The organism is Actinophytocola sp., from assembly GCF_049647105.1.
In the GTDB taxonomy this organism is placed as follows: domain Bacteria; phylum Actinomycetota; class Actinomycetes; order Mycobacteriales; family Pseudonocardiaceae; genus Actinophytocola.
In genome coordinates this window covers 1-17,826 of sequence record NZ_JBARWZ010000035.1, presented here as the reverse complement: position 1 = coordinate 17,826, position 17,826 = coordinate 1, and the positions used below count along the sequence as shown (strand labels likewise).

Below are 17,826 nucleotides of genomic sequence, written 5' to 3'. Positions count from 1 at the left end.
CTCGGCCGCGACGGCGTCGATGGTCGCGCGGCCCAGCAGGACCAGCCGCCGGTTCCCGGCCGCGACGGTCGTGACGTCGTCGTCCGCCCACTCACCCACGAGCCACGGACGGCCGGACGGATGCGCGATGGTCCGGCCGCCCGGATTCCCCCGCGGCGCCGCGCTGGCCGCGTTGTCCGGGAAGAACAGAATTCGCATTTCCCCTGCTCCGGAAAGTTGCGGTGCGAAATCCTTTTCCAATGCTGCCGCTCGCGCGGGGAACCACCGAGATGATTTCCCGCGCGAGCGTTCAGATCAGCCCCAGATGGGGGTGTTGGCATCGAAAAGGTCGATGTTGCCACCCCACGGAAGACCGAGGGTCAGCTCGGTGAAGTCGCCGACCTCGACCAGCGCGGGCACCTCGTAAACGTCCTCGTGCATCATGTGTTTCCCCATCTTGTCGTGAACGTGAGGTGGGAGGCCCACCTCGTCGAACAATCCCAACGTAGACGGCCTCCTGTCCCAGGAGTGCGGGATTCCGGTCCCGACCATGTCCCGGTTCGCGGTGTCGGTCCGGCCACTTCCGGGATTGCCTTGACAGTCGGGGGGAGTGGCGTAAACGATCGGTGCCGAAATGTGGCACGGAAATCCTTGGGGGAGTGGCGAGAATGCCGGAGCTGAGTCGTCGGCGCGTGTTGAGATCAGGGCTGGCCGCCACCGCGGCGGTCGGGGCGGGAGTCCTGTGGGCGCCCGCCGCGCATGCCTCGGAGTTTCCCGACGTGCCGGGCATGCGCGGCGACCGCCGGGCCAACGAGCTGTGGTACGCCTATGAGATGGCGTTCGCCTACACGCCGTCGGAGGAGGTCGTGGCCGCCTACGCGGAGCTGGACGCGGCGGCGCAGGGCTCACCTCTGAGCCTGCTCGACCTCTACATCCAGACTCGTGAGCAGGGCACGTACCCGGAGCTGTACCTGGCGCGAGTACTTCGCGCGCGGCACGCGTTCGAGGTGTTCTCCCGCACGCAGCTCGAGCTGTTCGACCGGTACTACCCGCACGACGAGCGCGCACTGGTGTGGGCCTTCGTCCACATGGGAAACGGCGTGCTCTACGACCCGAGGATGCCGCACCCCAACGAGATCCACATGATGACGATGGACAACACGTCGGCCGACGGCAAGACGACCACGTCCTACCACTTCTGGCACGCGGTGAACCGGGCGCTGACCCTGCTGGACATCGACCGGGCCCGCTGGCAGCGGCTCGACCGGCTCGTGGGGCTGGGCTGGGACGTCCAGTCGACGATGAAGCCGGCGCCCGACCGGGTCAACCCGCCGATCGACCGCCGCACCGCGGCGCGGATGATCCGCCGCTGGGAGTGCCGCACCCCGGCCGAGATGGACCGCGCTTTCCAGTCTTTCCCTTACCCCGCACGCTGAACGTCAGGCGTCGCGGGACCGGAGCACCAGGTAGCCGCCGAGCAGGGCGAGTGTCGTCCACCCGATCAGCACGACGAGCCCCTGCCCCGGTCCCAGCACGTCCTCGGCCGGGAGGACCTGAAACATCCGCGTGCCCGCCTGGTCCGGCAGGAACCGCGCGACCGGCTTCAGCGCCTCGATGTTGCCGAGGATCGGCGAGACGATGAAGAACAGCGGGATCAGGATCGCGAGCGACAGTACCGAACTACGCAGCATCGTCGCGACGCCGAGGGAGAAGGCGCAGATCAGCACCATGTACGCGGCCGCGCCGAGTACCGACCGCAACGCGCCGGGATCCGCGATGGACACGTTGTGCCCGTCGCCGAGCGCCGCCTGGCCGCCGAAGAACGCCGCGAAGGCGGTCACGTGCGCGATCAGCAGTGCAGGCCCGGTGGTGGCGAGCAGCTTGGCGCTGTAGAACAGGCCACGATCCGGTACCGCCGCGAGCGACGACCGGATCGACCCCGAGGTGTACTCGGCGCTCACCACCAGCACGCCGAACGCCAGGAGGATGATCTGCCCGAACGCGAGACCGGCGAAGCCGTTGTAGACCGGGTCGAACGAGCTGATCTGTTCCGGGGTCATCCGGGAGAACGCGCCGCGGTTGGCGTAGGAGATTCCGACGCTGATGCCCACGCTGACCACGAAGGTCATCGCGAGCGTCCACCGCGTCGACCGGACGGTCCTGATCTTGGTCCATTCGCTCAGCAGCACCGCTGTGTTCATTTCCGCCCCGCCTCCCGCGGCTCGGCCGTACCTCGGTACTCGGCTGCCCCGGTGGTCAACCGCATGAACGCCTCCTCCAGCGAGGCCGCCTGCGTGCTGAGCTCGTCCAGCGCCACGCCGTTGCTCGCAGCGAGCGCACTGATGGTCCTGGCGTCGGCGCCGGTGGCGGACAGGGTGCCGTCGACCGCCGTCTCGACGGCGACGCCGTTGCCGCGGAGCAGATCCAGCATCCGCTGTGGCTCCGGCGTGGCGATCCGCACGAAGCCCTGGGCGTGGCCCGCGGTGAACTCCGCCATCGTCGTGTCGGCGAGCAGCCTGCCGCCGCCGATGACCACGAGGTGGGTCGCGGTCAGCGCCATCTCCGCCATCAGATGGCTGGAGACGAGGACGGTGCGGCCCTGCGCGGCGAACTCCCGCATGAGGTTGCGGATCCACCGGATGCCCTCGGGGTCGAGCCCGTTGACCGGCTCGTCGAAGAGCAGGACGGGCGGATCACCCAGGAGCGCCGCGGCGATGCCGAGCCGCTGGTCCATGCCGAGCGAGAACTCCCCGGCACGCTTGCCCGCCACGCTCTCCAGGCCGACGATGCCGAGCACCTCGGCCACCCGCCGCCGGGGGATCCGGTTGCTCTGGGCGAGGCAGAGCAGGTGGTCGTGCGCGCTGCGGCCCGGGTGCACGGCCTTGGCCTCGAGCAGTGCGCCGACCTGGCGCAGCGGATCGGTGAGGTCGCGGTAGTGCCTGCCGTCGATGAGGACCTCGCCGCTCGTGGGCCGGGTCAGTCCGATCATCATGCGGAGGGTGGTGGACTTGCCAGCGCCGTTCGGGCCGAGGAAACCGGTCACCTGCCCCGGGACGACGTCGAAGGTGAGCCCGTCGACGACCGTCGCCGCTCCGTAGCGCTTCGTCAGGCTCCTGAGTTCGATCACCCGGCAACGATCTCGCGAACCGGGGGGCCGCACATCGGACCGTGAACTGAACTTCGGCATACGCTCAAAGTCGTAGCGGACCGGGATGATCGGACCCGGGTCCGATGCCGGTGCCGCCGCCCCGCGCTACGTTTGACCGGTGGCGCATCCCGACCTGCGGTCGTTCTTCACGAGGGAGCTGAGCCGCGGTCGGCTGATCGCGCTCGACTGCCTCGTCGCCGCGGTCTACGCCGCGACCCTGGTCGCGTTCGCGCTGTCCGACTCGGGGGGAGCCACGCCTGCGCTGCCCGCGTGGCTCCGGAGCGCCATCGCGGTGACCATCGCGGCGCCGGTCGCGGTGCGCAGGCTCTGGCCGGTGCCGGTCTTCGCGGTCGTGTTCGTCATGTCGGTCGTGTCGACGGCGTTGAACGTGCTCGACGAGCCGTTTCTCGCCGCGGCCTACGCGCTGTACCCGGTCGCCGTGTCCGCACCGCGGTGGTTCCGGGTGCCGACACCGGCGATCGCCGTGGTCAGCGCGTTCTGCCTGTTCGTCGGTGCGCTGGCGCTGCCGCCGTCGGTGGCCGCGGGCAACGTGGGCCTCGTGGTCTTCGGCACGGCCGCGCTGGGTGGTGCCTGGACGATCGGCCGGGCGGTGGCCGAGCGCCGTGCCTACGCCGGGCAGCGTGCCGAGCAGCGCGCCGAGCAGGCCGTGGCGGAGGAACGCCTGCGGATCGCTCGCGAGCTGCACGACATCGTCACCCACGGCATGGGCCTCATCGCCGTGAAGGCCTCGGTCGCGAACCACGTGCTGGCGGTTCGGCCGCAGGAGGCGCACGACGCGCTGCGTGTGATCGAGGCGACTAGCCGGACGTCCCTGGCCGAGATGCGGAACATGCTCGCGCTGCTGCGTTCGGAGACGGGCGCGGACGAGGTAGGGCCTCTGCCGGGCCTCGGACGCCTGCCGGAGCTGGTCGAGACGGCGACCGCCGCCGGGGTCGAGGTCGACCTGTCGGTGCGCGGTGCGGAACGGCTGCCGGACGGCGTGGGCGTGTCGGTGTACCGAATCGTGCAGGAGGCGCTGACCAACGTGGCGAAGCACGCGGGACCCGCGCGGTGCCGGGTGTCGGTCGAGGCGACGGACCGGGAGGTGCGGATCGACGTGGTCGACGACGGGGCCGGCGCGAGCACACGCGGCGGCGCGGCGGGGGAGTCCGGCGGCCACGGGCTGGTCGGGATGCGCGAGCGGGTCGCCATGTTCGGCGGGGTGTTCGCCGCGGGGCCCCGGCCGGACGGGGGGTTCGCTGTGTCGGCCTGCCTGCCCTACCAGCCGGTGCGGGTGTCCGGGTGAGCGAGGCGCCCCGGCATGACGGCGACCTGATCCGCGTGCTGGTCGCCGACGACCAGGCGTTGCTGCGCGGGAGTTTCCGCGTGCTCGTGGACACCGCGCCGGGGTTCACCGTTGTCGGCGAGGCGAGCACCGGTGCCGAGGCCGTCGCGGCCGTCGAACGCGACCGGCCCGACGTGGTGCTCATGGACGTGCGCATGCCCGACATGGACGGAATCGAGGCCACCAGGCGGATCTGCGCCGCGCCCGACGTGAGCGGCACACGGATTCTGATGCTCACCATGTTCGACCTGGACTCGTACGTCTACGCCGCGCTGCGGGCGGGAGCCAGCGGGTTCCTGCTCAAGGACACGCCGCCGCAGGAGCTGCTGGCCGCGATCCGGGCGATCGCGGGTGGCGACAGCCTCCTCTCGCCGTCGATCACCCGCAGGCTCATCGCCGAGTTCGTCACGCGACCCGCGGTGCCCCGGCCCGCCACCCGCGAGCTCGAGGGCGTGACGGCACGCGAACGCGAGGTGCTCACCCTCGTCGGGAAAGGGTTGTCCAACACCGAGATCACCGAACGGCTCCGGATCAGCCCGGCCACGGTCCGCACGCACATCGGCCATCTGCGCGAGAAGCTGCGCGCGCGGGACCGGGCCCAGCTGGTGATCGTTGCCTACGAGAGCGGCCTCGTCGCCGTCTCCTCGGGATGATCGCCGGTGCGGCTAACCCATCCCCGCCTCTCGCGCCCGGACGGCGGCCGACGCCCTGTCTTTCACCTGCAGCTTCCCGAACAGGTGCGTGACGTGGTTGCGGATGGTCTTCTCCGAGAGCACCAGCTGCCGGGCGATCCGCCGGTTGTCACAGCCGCGGGCGATCAGGTCGAGCACCTGCCGTTCCCGGTCGGTGAGCGTGGGAAACGCCGCGTGGCTGGGGTAGCTGTGGACCACCGAGAAGTATTCGCCCAGCCGCCTGGCCACCGCGGGGCTGAACACCGCACCACCGGTTGCTGCGACCCGGACGGCCCGCAGCAACTCCTTCTGCGACGCCCCTTTCGCCAGGTAGCCGCTCGTACCCGCACGCATCGCCGCCACCACCGCGTGCCCGGCGTCGGAGGCGGAGACCATCAGCACCCGTGGTGGCGGTGTACGCCGCGCTTCACTGTCCGCCACAATCGTCCGCGCGGCCTCGATGCCGGAGACGTCGGGCAGGTCCACCTCCATCAGCACGACGTCGGTCTCGACCGTGCCGTCGCGCAGGACCTGGATGGCCTCGTCACCGGTGGAGGCCTCGCCGACCACCTGGACCTCACTGTCCGTTTCGACGGCGGCGCGCACCCCGGACCGGTACAACGGGAACTCGTCAACGAGGAACAGCCGGATGGTCATGACGGATCGGACAGGCAAATCACCGATGTCCTGGTAGCTCCCGGTCTGGCAATCCGCAATCTCACACGGCCACGCACACCCCACGCTGCAGTCATTCTTCCCCCAGAATCGTGCAGTCTGTCTTCCCCAGGTATTCACTGTAACGAGCCACGCGGGCCGAGGTCAACGACCGGCCAACCACGGCCACGCTGGCCTCGGACGCCGCCGTCCGGCCCCGATGGCCGTTGCTGGTCGCACGCACGAGGAGAGGGTAAATAGGGAGTAATTCCGGCGGTATTTCACTGGCTTGTCGGAAATGTCGGCAGCGGATTCCGTGCCCAACCTGGGTGCTCGCGGGTCCCATCCCTCGTCGGAGATATCGCGGCATTATGGCGAGATGTACAACTCCGAACCGACGAGAGGTCGATGACGTGCCGTTCGTTTGCATCGGGGGCGACGTACGTCATGAACTCGCGGTCAGCGCTGTGGTCAGACTCGTACTTCTTTCGATCGGTCGTGGCGAAGACGTACGGAGGGCTTCCAAGCCAGTCTCGGATCACGGCGCTCTGTTGCAGCATCGCCGTGCCGTCCTGTCTCCAATCTTCCCCGACCATGTACGCGAGTTCGGTCATGGCGTGATTCTGCCGCAATCCTCAGATCTGGCGTTCGCGACCGGCCAGGGCGCCTTCGTCTGGGGGCACGAACGTGCAGGCGCCCTCGCTGCTGCGGGCGTGCTTGGTGCTGCGGGCGTGCTCGGTGAGGATCCTGAGGCTGCGGCGTTGCTCCATGCGGTGGCGGATCCGGACCGTGGGTTCGACGCGATCGTCGTGGGGGAGTTCGAGCGAGCATTCTACGGTGATCAGCTGCAGCAATTGATGCCGGTGTTCGACCGGTTTGGCGTGCAACTCTGGCTTCCAGAGGTCGACGGCCGGCTCGATATGGACGACGTGACGCATCAGGCGTTGATGCGCCTGCTCGGCGCCCAGTCGCGGCGTGAGGTGTTGCGATCCCGTCACCGGGCGATGCGGGCTCAAGTGCGCGAGCAGGGTCGGTATTTGGGTGGTCGGCCGCCGTACGGCTATCGGCTGGTCGATGCTGGCCCGCACCCCAACCGTGCCCACGCGCAGTGGGGGCGACGAATACAGCGACTCGACCCTGATCCGGGAACAGCGCCTCATGTGAGATAGATGTTCTCTCAACGTCTCGCCGGGCGCAGCGTAGCGGGTATCGCTCGGGGGTTGAACGAGAGGGGAGCATACGGAGACCGCGGTGGTAGAGGCAGCCACCCTGGGAGGCTGACCCGCTCGCAGGTGCGGTCCTGGGACCCAGGTGAAGCATCCGGACCACCGCACCCGGCTGGGACCGCATAGCAGCCAACACATCCTGAGCCTGCGACCAGCGCGAACTGCAGTGGCCGGTGGTCGCCCGGACACGGTGTTGGGTGCTCCGGCAGAGGGACTGACCAGCCGTCGGCTCGGGTCGCGCCGTTGTCCTGCCGTCGGCGTTTCGACTTGCTTGGTGTATTGAAGCTCTGTCGCAGCTGCGCAGAGCTGACCCGCCGCAACACCGACCCACGACAGGGCCCCTGGATGCCGGCCTGGCTACACACCCCGACCGGCGCTGCGGAATGCGCCGAGGACGGTGCCGCTCACCGGTCGTGGCGGGGTCGGCATCGAGCCCGGCCGGTGTAGCCGGACCAACCGCCATCGAAGGACAAAGGCGGACCTCACCGGCTCATCGGCGCTGGCCACGCCTTCCGAGAACACCACGAGTGAACGGGTCGAGGGGCCAGGCCCGAGTTCGTGTGTGGCGGGACAGGGGTGCGTGCGTGACCGACGTACCTTCAGCACCGCTCGGGCTGCGCCAGATGGCCCACGGTCGATGACGGCCCGAGGCCGGTATAGGAGATTGGTCTGTTCGGGTGGCGAGGACGCTCGTTGCGTCACGGTGATGGCCCGTGTTGGTCTCGGCGACGAGCACACGATTGGGGGCCAGGATGCCAGCGCTGTCCGTGGACACGTTCCGGAGTGCCATCGCATATCGCCGTCGACGCCAGCGGTCGACCATCGCTTCCGATGGGTTGCGGTTCGCGTTCTACGGGCGGATGTCGACCAGCGAGTTTCAGGATTCCGTGACCTCGCGAGCGTGGCAGCGCGCGGTTGCTGATGAGCTGGTCGGCGGTGTCGGTCGGGTGGTGGCCGAGTTCTTCGATGAGGGCTGCTCGCGGCGGTGGTCATGGGGTGACCGTCCTGCGGCTTCGGCGTTGCTGGCCGAGGCGGAGCTCCCTGAGCGTGAGTTCGATGCGGTCGTGGTGGGGGAGTACGAGCGGGCGTTCTACGGTGATCAGTTCCGGGTGGTGGTCGAGCGGTTGGCTGCCGCGGGGGTGCAGGTGTGGTTGCCGGAGGCAGGCGGTCGGGTCGAGCTGGGCTCTCCGGTGCACGAGGCGTTGATGGTGTTGTTGGGTGCTCAGGCGCAGCGTGAGGTGGTGCGTGCTCGGCATCGGGTGTTGGCGGCGATGCGGGTGCAGGTTCGGGTGCAGGGCCGCTTTCTGGGTGGTCGTCCGCCGTATGGGTACCGGTTGGCGGATGGTGGTCCGCACCCGAACTCGGTGCATGCGCGGTGGGGTCGGCGGCTGCATGTGCTGGAGCCTGATCCTGAGACGGCGCCGTGGGTGGAATGGATATTCCTTCAACGGGCCGCGGGTCGCAGTGTGGCGTCGCTGGCACGTGAGTTGAATGAGCGTGGTGTGTCGTGCCCGTCGAGCGCGGACCCTGGCCGCAACAGTCACCGGGCGGGGGAGCGGTGGATTGTGCGGACGGTGGCCATGATCCTGGAGAACCCGCGTTACACCGGGCGGCAGGTGTGGAACCGCCAGAGCACTGTGGGCCACGGTGGCGGTGGTCGGCGAAGTGGACGCGGCTCAGGAGCCGTTCGGCGGAATTCGGCGGGGGAGTGGGAGGTGTCTCAAGCCCTGACACACCAACCGTTGGTCGACGACGCCACGTTCGTCGCCGTGCAGGGGATCCGTGCGGGCAGGCAGACCAAGGACGGCGAGACTCGCGAGTACATGCTCGCTGGGCTCGTCGTGTGCGCGGTCTGTGGCCGCCGGATGGACGGGCACTGGGTACACGGACGTGCTGGCTACCGATGCCGGCATGGATACACCAGCGGCACACCTCGTCCCGGCGGTACGACCCGCAACCTCTACTTCCGCGAGGACCACCTCCTCGGGCTCGTGCCGAAGCTGTTGGTCGACGCGGGTTTCCGCTTCGATCGACCCGACCAGCTCCGCCAGCGAGACCTAGTAGATGGCCTTCGACGTGAACGACTCCAGATCGTCTGCAATCGAGAAGGCCCAATCCTCAAACATGAGGAGCCGCTGGACAGGCAGTCCGCATCGGATCCGCACGGGCAAACGGCATTGAACCTTGACTGGGTCTCGCGTCACCAGGAGAACGACAATCGAAATCTCATGCCTGCAAACGCCGCGCGAGGGAAGGAGAATGTACTACCCTCAGATTCCATGGACAGACCCTAACGGAATCAAGATCGACCGTGGGGTAAGAGAGTGTCCGAGGATTAGAACACCTGTTCGAGGGCAATCTCCCGGATTCCGGGAGGTTGCTCATGGCTCCAGGGTACCAGCGAGGTGCCGCTGGCCGTGCCTTCGAGCCGGATCTGTGTCGAGGCGAGGGCTGGGTGGCGTGGTGTTCATGGTAGTGCCAGTGGGTGGGGTTGGCCGGTCATGGCGGCCAGGGCGTTGGCGACTTCGTGGAGGTTGGCTTTGACGTTGGTGGTGGTTGCTGGTCGGTGTTGTCGTTGGGTTCGGCGTAGGCGCGGGCGACCCGGTGGCCGAAGTGTCGTTCTGCGCAGGTGAGGGTGGTGTGGCGTAGCCAGTGGGTGGGGATGCCTTGGGTGGCGATCCAGGGAGTCGTTCCAGAGGCCGTCGTAGCGTCGGCTGGTGAGTGGGTGCCCGTCGCGGTAACGCAGCAGCGGGTCGGCGGGGAGAATCGCGCCGCGGGCTGCGGCGTGGTCGACCAGGCAGTTGGCGAGCGCTGGGGTCACCAACCGAGGTTCGTCAGGTCGACGAGCCCCGCAGGATCGGCGGGTACAGCGTCGTGGCGGTGCCCCGGCGGAACAACGCCGCGGGTCTGCCACCGTGCTGTTTTGTCTGTGTGCCGGTGGGGACCAGGAAGTCCCTCGTGCCGGTGACCTTCCGGTGGAAGTTGCGGTGGTCGAGCCGCTCACCCCACACGATCTCGTACACGTTCCGCAGCTCGGTCACCGTGAACTGCGGCGGGCAGAACGCCGTGGCCAGCGTGGTGTGCTCCAGCTTTCGCCGCGCGTGTTCGAGGCCGTCGGTGAGGATGCGGTCGTGGTCGAACGCGAGCCCGGCCCGGCGGCGGAGCACCTGTTTGACCGGCACCCAGTTTGCGTCGCTCGCGTCGCCGCCCGCCTCCGGTTCCGGCAGGTCCGGCACGATGGCCAGGTAGCTGACGGAGACCACGCGGCCGCGCGGGTCGCGGTTGGGCGTGCCGTAGGTCCGCAGCTGTTCCAGGTGCAACCGCTCGGCGCGCAGCCCGGTCTCCTCGGCGAGCTCCCGCGCCGCCGCGGTGTCGAGGTCCTCGGACTCGGTCGCGAGAAAGCCGCCGGGCAGTGCCGGTTTCCCCTCGTACGGCTCCTCCCCGCGTTCGACGAGCAGCACCTGTAACGCCGCCGACCTGATGGTCAGTATGACGAGGTCGACCGCGATCGCGACCAGCGGGATGGTCCAGCCGTCGTCGTTCTGTGTCACAACCGCAGCATATTTCATGTCCGTTCGACGGCAACGCTTTGTCACTCTCCGGCGATGTAGGTCCCGACATAGTGCGAAGTCGCGGTCGGGAGACTTCATGTCATATTGACGCAAAAAGGGTTGGCTGGCTAGCGTGCGGGGCACGACGCCGGATGGGAGAGCCGCGATGATCGTGATCCTGACCGCACTCGAGGTCGAGTACCTGGCGGTGAAGAAGCACCTGAGGAACCTGCGGTGGCACCAGCTGCCCGCCGGCACCTATGTCGAGATCGGACACCTGGAGGACGAGCCACAGGCGCAGGTCGTGCTGGCCGCCATCGGCATGGGTACCGCGAACGCCGCGGCGCTCACCGAACGGGTGATCGCCGAGTTTGCCCCCGCTGCGGTGTTGTTCGTCGGCATCGCGGGCGGCATGCGGGACTGGCTTGCGCTCGGTGACGTGGTCGTGGCCAACCGGATCTACGCCTATCAGGGTGGGCGCATCGACCAGGATCGGTTCCAGGCTCGGCCGAGGGCGTGGGACACCAACCACCGGCTGCTTGAACTGGCCAGGCTGGTCCATCGGAGCAAGGCGTGGCCGGGTGCGAAGAAGAAGGCCGCCGCTTCCATCCACTTCGAACCGGTCGCCGCCGGTGACGTCGTGCTCAACTCGGTCACGGCACCGGAGAGCGACCGCCTGCGCCTGCATTACAACGACGCTGTGGCGGTGGAGACCGAGAGCTCCGGTGTGGCGCTGGCCGCGCACCTGTCCGAGTCCACCCCGGTCGTCGCGATCCGCGGCATCGGCGACCGGGCGGGTGGTGGCGAGGGCAAGTTCGCCGAAGATGCTGCGGGCTGGCCGCCCACCGCAGCCGCCAACGCCGCCGCGTTCGCTGCCGGACTGGTCGCGGCCGTGTACCGTCAGGCGGCGCCGCGGCAGGGGCAGGGGCCGATCGTCGACAACTCCGGCGCCTACATCGGGATGGTGGACACCGGCGAGGGCGGCAAGGTGAAGATCACCCAGCGGGTGATCAACGGGGTGCGGAGCAATCCCGTGCCCGCGATCATCGTCTTCGCGGTCGTGATCGCCCTGCTCGGCTGGGGCACGTGGGGCCTATTCAGCCCAAGCGCGGTGGACGACCAGGACTCGTCGTCCACCACAGCCGCCGGCACCGTTGGTCTCCTGTCGGTCAGCGACAAGTCCGCGTGCGGGCTGCGTACCGACCACACCGCGATCTGCTGGGGCCAGTCGGCCGAGTACCTCAGACCGGAGGGCCGGTTCACCTCGGTCGCCACGCGCAACGGGATTGCCTGCGGCCTGCGCGAGGACGGCACCGCGACGTGCTGGGACAGTGACGGTGCGCACACGACGACCGGGCCGAGCCCGACACCACGCGCGGAGAAGGAGATACCGCAACCCGATCCCGGAGCCCGGTTCACGGCCGTCGCCGCGGGCTGCGGCGTCCTCCGCGACGGCAAGGTGACGTGCTGGGACGAGGACAAGAAGGTCCACGGCGACGACGGCACCGACCCGGCCGGGACGTTCTCCATGGTCACCGCGTCCATGTACGACGCCGTGTGCGGCATCCGCACCGACGCGACCGTCTACTGCTGGGGAGACGACGACCTGACGCCACCGTCCGGCACCTTTCGTACGGTCTCCGTCGGCGGCTACCACGCCTGCGGCCTGCGCACCGACGACACCGTGACGTGCTGGGGCCGCAACGACCGGGGACAGATGGTCGCGCCGAAGGGCACGTTCCGCGCCGTGTCCGCGGGCGAGGAGCACTCGTGCGGGCTGCGCACCGACGACACGATCGCCTGCTGGGGCAGGAGAGACAGGGGCGCGACCACCTCGCCGGAGGGCACGTTCGCGGTCCTCGGCCTGAACACGGGCGGCGAGTACTCCTGTGCGCTGCGGGAGGACGGGCGGGCCGAGTGCTGGGGCCAGTCGGGGAACATCGAGGCGCCCGCCGACCGGTTGCTCGTCCGATGAGAAGGGGCACGTCCGTGAACTCCGGCGCTTACATCGGTTCCGTGCGGGGCAAGTCGGTCACGATCCGGCAGCGCGTCGTCAACCACGCGAAAGCCAACCGCACGCCGTACGCGGTGATCGCGGCCGCGCTGGTCGCGGTGCTCGGCGCGAGTGGCTACGGGCTGGTCGGCGGCGACACGACGGTCGGCGGGGCCGCGGTCCCGCGACGCGGTGACGTGGGCACGGTCGAACCCCAGGCAACGGCCACGATTCCCGCCGAGGGCAGCCCAACCGGGCTGGCCTACAGCGCCGACGGCACGTACCTGGTGGCCACCACCTACCAGCCGCCATCGCTGCACCTGATCAACATCGAGAAGAACAAGGTGGCGAAGACGATCGGGTTCGACACGTCCGTGCTCGGCATGACGATCAGCCCCGACGGGCGCAGCATCGTGGTGGACAACGGCGGGGACGGCACAGTGCTGCTCCGCGACCCGGAATCCGTGTCGGCGGGCGAGTTCCCCTTGCCCGACGTCAGCGGGGGCGGGGCGTTCACGCTGGACAGCAAGCTGGTCGTCACCAAGACCGAGACCGCCTTCCAGCTGTGGGACGCCGCCACCGGCGCGCCGGCAGGTGAGCACCCCATCGCCCCCAACCAGGACGGCAGTGTCCTGGCCGCACCGGACGGGCACTTCCTCACCAGCTCATACTCGTCCTCGGTGCTGACCTACTGGGACAGTGCGACGTGGACACCGGTCACCACCATGGAGACCGAGGACTACGCCAATTCGGTCGCGATCGACCCGGCGGGCACCATGGTCGCCATCGGTCAGGGCAACGGCGAGATCCAGATCCGCGCGCTGCCGTCCGGTGACGTCGTCACCACGCTCACCGGTCACGGCGGCCCGGTGGGCGCGGTGGCGTTCGCGCCGGAGGAGAAGCTGCTCGCCAGCGCCGCCGAGGACGGAACGATCCGGCTGTGGGACACCACCACCTGGCGGACGGTCACGACGATGCCGAACTACGTCGACACGCCACGCATCGCGTTCAGCCCGGACAGCGTCACCCTCGCCACCTACACCGACGACGGGATCAAGCTGTGGCGGCTGCCCTGAACTGAGGTCACGGGCCGATGCATCGTTGCATCGGCTGATGCTTTGAGTGTCGTTACCACTTATGCCAGACAATCGGCCGATGCAGTCTGCGAGTAGCCATCGCATTCGGACCGGTTGATCCTGCGGCGCCGAACGCCGGATGGGTCTCCGTGCCGAGGTGGGCAAGGAGCGCCCCGGATGTGTCCTTCGATGTGCGGTCCGCTGCAGGTTGCGTCACAGTTCCTTCCCATCACGGTGCGTCCGGGTGAGTAGTCGCCCTGTCGCCAATCTCGGTTATCGCCATTGTCGCCACATGCCCGACAACCCCACGACCGGCCAGGCTACGAGTCCCAATCACAGACTCACTGACCGGGAGCCCACGCCGTGGAAATCGCCGCCATCGTTACCGCCCTCAGCACCCTGCTGTTCACCGTATCCATCACCACGATCTCCCTCGCCGCTACCTTCCGACGACACACCATCACCCGCAATCACGCCCACCGCGTACTCCAAACCGTCCTCCGAACCCGACACAGAAAGTGAATCCGCCCACTGCTGCTGCCCACCAACGCTGGTCGGCGAAGGACCAAGGGGATGCCGTCGAGCAGCGTGGCGTCCAAGGGGATCGCGTCGATATCCGCTTCGCGGATCAGCGCGGCAGAGGGGTGCGGAGCGGAGCAGTGGACGACGACCGACTGGCCCGTTGCCGAGCGGGCTACGTACATCATGGGTGCAGCGGCTCGCGGGTCTCCGGTTCGGCGACCGCTGGGACCAGTCCAAGGCGGACGCGGTCGGCAGTGCGCCGGCCAGGACAGTTGGGTGAGACGAGTCTTTGTGCGGTGTGACGGCGTCGGCGGCCGTGGAAGTCGGGCCTGCCGACCGAGCCCACTAGCACCACCAGCTCGCCGTCCAGCACTGCGGACCGGCCGGCCAGTGCGTGGGTCATGACGCGGTCCAGGTCCGGGTACGCGGTGTGATCTCGTTGTCCAGCGGGCTGGACAACTTCGGCCTGCCGTTCGGGTCGATCTGGATGCAGGAGCGGAACGATCTCTTCAGGGCTTGATCGACTGGCTAGGTCGGGTGCACAGGTAGCTGGAGCCCGAGCTCCGTGACCCGCTCGCCAATCGACTGACGAGTTCAGTGTCGGAGAGACCTGCGGTTCCCATCACCCGAGCGATCTCGCGCTGCTCTCGCGGGACGACAGCGGCATTGGGCCGGGCAACGAGATCATTCTACGCATCGCCGGGCACCGTACCGACCTGCATAACAGTCGGCCACCCGCTGCATAACTGCCGGCACAGTGGGCATGAGGTTTCTGGGATGACCGGTACGGCCACTCGTCAGCCGACAGCACCGCCCGGCCACCTGTGTACGTAACGTGGAGGCATGGCTGGAGTCTTTTCGTCGTTTGACTTCGAGGACGAAGATGGTGATCGACCCGGAAGCCTGCCGCGCCACCTCGGCGAGGAACCGATCACTCACCTGTTCCGATGTGCGGATTGCCGCTCGTTCTTAGTCCTGAGTACGTGGCCCGACGGCACGTTCTATGGTATGGCGACGCGGATTGGCCCAGCATGCCCCGCGTGTACCGCTGTATCGGCAGGGTTGCTGATAGAGGTCATCGCGGATGTGACGCGACGAGGCGACGCGGAGGAGGTGCCCAGTCCTGAACCGGTGCCGCCCCATGTGGAACTACGGGTCGCGCCAGACACTGCAGGGAGCGCGAACTTCACGCGTGACTTGCTCAACGAGGGACTGCATGCGGCCATTGCCGCCGCGGTCGCTTCGTGGGTCGCCGATCGCGCACGTAACTACATGGACCGCGTGCCGGCTACCGAAGCATCGACGGTGATCAGCGCCATCGCCAAGGGTATTGAGTCGACGCACCAGCACATCAGCCGTGGCATCGCATGGATCGTTACGGGGATCACCGGTATGCCAGAGTTTCCAGCCCAGGTACTCGGCTCGCTGATTACCTCGGCAACGGTGCCTTCGTTCGACGTTCTTGCGCAAGGGCTTCGAGTGTTCGGGGCTGTCTGTAGCGCCTACGATGGGACGCTGCACCAGTGCGCTTGCATGCGCGATCTCGCGGCCACCTGGGTCTTCGACCAGCCGATCAGGGAAATCACCACGGACATCCTCGACACGTTTGGGCCGCTGCCGGAGCCGCCCGAACCCGACGACCCACCCGGGCCTGGCGACCTGCCGCCACCCTCCGGGCCATCCATGCTGTGACCTCAGCGCGGTCTGCAGCGCGGCCGGACACCGGCTTCGCGAGCGTAGACAAGCACACTAAAGCTCCTGGCAGTGAACGAGTTGATCGACCACCGTCCGGCTTGACAAAGCCGCCGACGAGTGGGCTACAGCTGTGCGCGACCACGCCGAGTTCGGTGATTGGCGCTACCTGTTCGTCCCCGAAGAAGTCATCAAACGCTCCCGACCTGGGAAGAGCTCCTCTCCAACACCATCCTGTCATTGACCGCATCCGGTCCCTCACCACGGTCATCCAGCACCACCCCAGTTGCTCTTGGTCGCAGCAGACGTCCAACCGTATCGTGGTGGTCGCCGAGCCTGGATCGTCAATCGAGCCCGACGTGGCGCGTCGTTCGGCGAGTCTGAGGCCGGCGAAACGGTTACTGGCAGCGATCAGACTCGTGAGATCATCGGGACGTGATCGCCCCTATCGACTCTGGCCGGGTCTACCGGTTTCCGAGTGAGCTCGTCGAACTGGTCGAGGCCGTGCTGCGGACCGGCCCGAATAACGAGAGCACGTGGATCGAATGGAAGTCGACGCTCGACCTGGCCGAGCGGACGGCGGTGTGCCACATCGCGAAGCATGTGCTGGGCTTCGCGAACCGGCTCGTGGCCACCGCCATGCTGCACGCCGAGGGGTATGCGTACCTGATCGTCGGGGCGGAACCGGACAACCTCGTGGGCGTCACACCTGTCGACCCGGCGAACCTCCGGCCCCAGGTGCAGCGCTACGTCGGCCCCGCGGTCAGCTGGCGGGGCGAGTACGTGACCGTCGATGGCAAGCACGTGCTCGTGGTGATCGTCGATCCGCCCCAGCCCGGGGACGGGATCCATCCGGTCCGCAACCAGCTTGACGTGCACCCGAAGGGCCGGGTGCTCGTGCGGCACCCGGGATCGACCGATCCCGCGGACGACTTCGAGATCGACCAGCTCGTCGGGCGGGTCCGCGACGGTGAGGACGGTCTCGACCTCGTCATCGACACGATCATCCCGGTCATCGAGCAGCAGCCGGAGTGGCCCGACGCAGACGAAGTGGTCGCCGTCGAGAGGAAAGCCATCCTCGCCAGGCCCCGAATCGACGACAAACCGGACCCGTTTGGTCTCGGAGGAGCGGTGAACGCCGGGTTCGGTCTCGGGCGCACCGCCGACAACCGCGACGAGGACGACTACCGCCGCGAGATCGACGCGTACTGCGATGAGTACCTCGAAGCCACGTTCAAGCTGCGGGTGTGGCGCATGTGGCGGCACTGGCCCTTGAGCCTCCAACTCGCGGTCGTGAACCGGACGGACAGCAACTTCAACGACGTCGAGTTGGAGGTGCACATCCCGGGCGACGTCGCCACGTGGCCACGTGACTTCGAGGATGTCTCATACGGGAACAAGCCCGTGTTACCGACGCGCCCGAACGTGCTGGGCACCCCCCGGCCCCTGTTCCCGGGAATGGCCGAGGGCTACTACGTGCCTCAGTCGATCACGAATCTGGCGTCACCAGACCCATACCGCGGACCATCGTACGAGGCCAGGGACAGCGGATCTGTCACCGTCGTCTTCTCGGACATCGACCTGCGGCCCCGCCAGCGGGCCGAGCTTCCCCGCGTGCGTCTCCTCATCGACGCAGCCGAGGGCACCACCCTCGACTGCACGTGGAAATCGACCGCCCGCAACGCTCGTGGTCTTATCGCCGGAGGGTTTGCGCTGACCGTCGTGTCGTCGACCGTCAACGTGGAGTCGGTCGACGTGCCGAAAGAACCCAACGTGAATGATGTTGAGTGACAGTGATCCCGCCAGTCGTGGACGAGTTCGCGATGAGTGAGCCTAGTCAACGGGTGGCCGCCGATGTAGCTATTCACCTGTGTGGTGACCTGGTTGCTGTGGTGTGAGGCGTGGCTGGGATGATCTTGGGGTGTCGGTTCCGGGGTCGGCTGAGGCGTTGCTTGAGCGGGTGCTCGCG

The 17,826-nt window shown here is 68.0% G+C and carries 15 protein-coding genes and 1 pseudogene; 8 read left to right on the top strand and 8 right to left on the bottom strand.

The genetic code is table 11. The features are described 5' to 3' along the window. Positions 1–198: pseudogene (locus WBA97_RS05165) on the bottom strand (asparagine synthase); the annotation flags it as partial. Between the two features lie 96 nt (positions 199–294). Continuing rightward, entirely contained in the window at positions 295–423 is a 129-nt protein-coding gene (locus tag WBA97_RS05160) for a lasso RiPP family leader peptide-containing protein (RefSeq protein ID WP_424229520.1), read from the bottom strand. Between the two features lie 224 nt (positions 424–647). Here WBA97_RS05160 and WBA97_RS05155 point away from each other — a divergent pair, with 224 nt between their 5' ends. Beyond that, positions 648–1,415: a hypothetical protein gene (locus WBA97_RS05155; protein ID WP_424229519.1), complete on the top strand. Its 768-nt coding sequence runs from the start codon at positions 648–650 to the stop codon at positions 1,413–1,415. Between the two features lie 3 nt (positions 1,416–1,418). On the opposite strand, the gene WBA97_RS05150 is transcribed toward WBA97_RS05155, so the two are convergent. Both WBA97_RS05150 and WBA97_RS05145 read right to left on the bottom strand, forming a co-directional pair. After that, the gene (locus WBA97_RS05150; protein WP_424229518.1) at positions 1,419–2,180 is read right to left on the bottom strand and encodes an ABC transporter permease; all 762 of its coding nucleotides are present in this window, start codon (positions 2,178–2,180) and stop codon (positions 1,419–1,421) included. After that, on the bottom strand, positions 2,177–3,106 hold the full coding sequence (locus tag WBA97_RS05145) for an ATP-binding cassette domain-containing protein (protein WP_424229517.1): 930 nt from the start codon (positions 3,104–3,106) through the stop codon (positions 2,177–2,179). Before WBA97_RS05145 ends, WBA97_RS05150 begins: the two co-directional genes overlap by 4 nt. 139 nt (positions 3,107–3,245) lie before the next feature. Between WBA97_RS05145 and WBA97_RS05140 the strand changes: the two genes are divergently transcribed. After that, positions 3,246–4,433, top strand: a complete 1,188-nt coding sequence (locus WBA97_RS05140) for a sensor histidine kinase (protein ID WP_424229516.1) — start codon at positions 3,246–3,248, stop codon at positions 4,431–4,433. 26 nt (positions 4,434–4,459) lie between these two features. Then, positions 4,460–5,125: a response regulator gene (locus tag WBA97_RS05135; RefSeq protein ID WP_424229521.1), complete on the top strand. Its 666-nt coding sequence runs from the start codon at positions 4,460–4,462 to the stop codon at positions 5,123–5,125. A 12-nt stretch (positions 5,126–5,137) separates the two neighbouring features. Here the strand turns inward: WBA97_RS05135 and WBA97_RS05130 are convergent, their stop codons facing one another. The 3 genes from WBA97_RS05130 to WBA97_RS05120 all read right to left on the bottom strand — a co-directional run bounded on the left by WBA97_RS05130 (position 5,138) and on the right by WBA97_RS05120 (position 6,900). Further along, the gene (locus WBA97_RS05130; RefSeq protein ID WP_424229515.1) at positions 5,138–5,800 is read right to left on the bottom strand and encodes a response regulator; all 663 of its coding nucleotides are present in this window, start codon (positions 5,798–5,800) and stop codon (positions 5,138–5,140) included. A gap of 278 nt (positions 5,801–6,078) precedes the next feature. Then, entirely contained in the window at positions 6,079–6,411 is a 333-nt protein-coding gene (locus WBA97_RS05125; RefSeq protein ID WP_424229514.1) for a hypothetical protein, read from the bottom strand. A 21-nt stretch (positions 6,412–6,432) separates the two neighbouring features. Then, positions 6,433–6,900: a hypothetical protein gene (locus WBA97_RS05120; RefSeq protein WP_424229513.1), complete on the bottom strand. Its 468-nt coding sequence runs from the start codon at positions 6,898–6,900 to the stop codon at positions 6,433–6,435. A gap of 890 nt (positions 6,901–7,790) precedes the next feature. Between WBA97_RS05120 and WBA97_RS05115 the strand changes: the two genes are divergently transcribed. After that, positions 7,791–9,317, top strand: coding sequence for a recombinase family protein (locus WBA97_RS05115; protein ID WP_424229512.1), 1,527 nt, complete (start codon positions 7,791–7,793; stop codon positions 9,315–9,317). Positions 9,318–9,857: 540 nt separating this feature from the next. Here WBA97_RS05115 and WBA97_RS05110 read toward each other — a convergent pair. Then, positions 9,858–10,574 carry an NUDIX hydrolase gene (locus WBA97_RS05110; RefSeq protein ID WP_424229511.1) on the bottom strand — a complete coding sequence of 239 codons (717 nt, stop codon included), beginning with the start codon at positions 10,572–10,574 and terminating at the stop codon, positions 9,858–9,860. Positions 10,575–10,740: 166 nt separating this feature from the next. Here WBA97_RS05110 and WBA97_RS05105 point away from each other — a divergent pair, with 166 nt between their 5' ends. The 4 genes from WBA97_RS05105 (at position 10,741) to WBA97_RS05090 (ending at position 17,648) form a co-directional block, all read left to right on the top strand. After that, positions 10,741–12,549 (top strand): hypothetical protein, encoded by a 1,809-nt coding sequence (locus WBA97_RS05105; RefSeq protein WP_424229510.1) that lies wholly within the window; start codon positions 10,741–10,743, stop codon positions 12,547–12,549. A gap of 14 nt (positions 12,550–12,563) precedes the next feature. After that, a complete protein-coding gene (locus tag WBA97_RS05100) occupies positions 12,564–13,643 on the top strand; it encodes a WD40 repeat domain-containing protein (RefSeq protein ID WP_424229509.1) in 1,080 nt (359 codons plus the stop codon). A 1,365-nt stretch (positions 13,644–15,008) separates the two neighbouring features. Then, positions 15,009–15,857 carry a hypothetical protein gene (locus WBA97_RS05095; RefSeq protein WP_424229508.1) on the top strand — a complete coding sequence of 283 codons (849 nt, stop codon included), beginning with the start codon at positions 15,009–15,011 and terminating at the stop codon, positions 15,855–15,857. Between the two features lie 435 nt (positions 15,858–16,292). Continuing rightward, the gene (locus WBA97_RS05090) at positions 16,293–17,648 is read left to right on the top strand and encodes a helix-turn-helix domain-containing protein (RefSeq protein ID WP_424229507.1); all 1,356 of its coding nucleotides are present in this window, start codon (positions 16,293–16,295) and stop codon (positions 17,646–17,648) included. The last annotated feature ends 178 nt before the right edge of the window (positions 17,649–17,826 follow it).

Coding starts and splice junctions, on each gene's coding strand:
- WBA97_RS05160 (WP_424229520.1), bottom strand. CDS start 423: ATGATGCACGAGGACGTTTACGAGGTGCCCGCGCTGGTCGAGGTCGGC.
- WBA97_RS05155 (WP_424229519.1), top strand. CDS start 648: ATGCCGGAGCTGAGTCGTCGGCGCGTGTTGAGATCAGGGCTGGCCGCC.
- WBA97_RS05150 (WP_424229518.1), bottom strand. CDS start 2,180: ATGAACACAGCGGTGCTGCTGAGCGAATGGACCAAGATCAGGACCGTC.
- WBA97_RS05130 (WP_424229515.1), bottom strand. CDS start 5,800: ATGACCATCCGGCTGTTCCTCGTTGACGAGTTCCCGTTGTACCGGTCC.
- WBA97_RS05125 (WP_424229514.1), bottom strand. CDS start 6,411: ATGACCGAACTCGCGTACATGGTCGGGGAAGATTGGAGACAGGACGGC.
- WBA97_RS05105 (WP_424229510.1), top strand. CDS start 10,741: ATGATCGTGATCCTGACCGCACTCGAGGTCGAGTACCTGGCGGTGAAG.
- WBA97_RS05095 (WP_424229508.1), top strand. CDS start 15,009: ATGGCTGGAGTCTTTTCGTCGTTTGACTTCGAGGACGAAGATGGTGAT.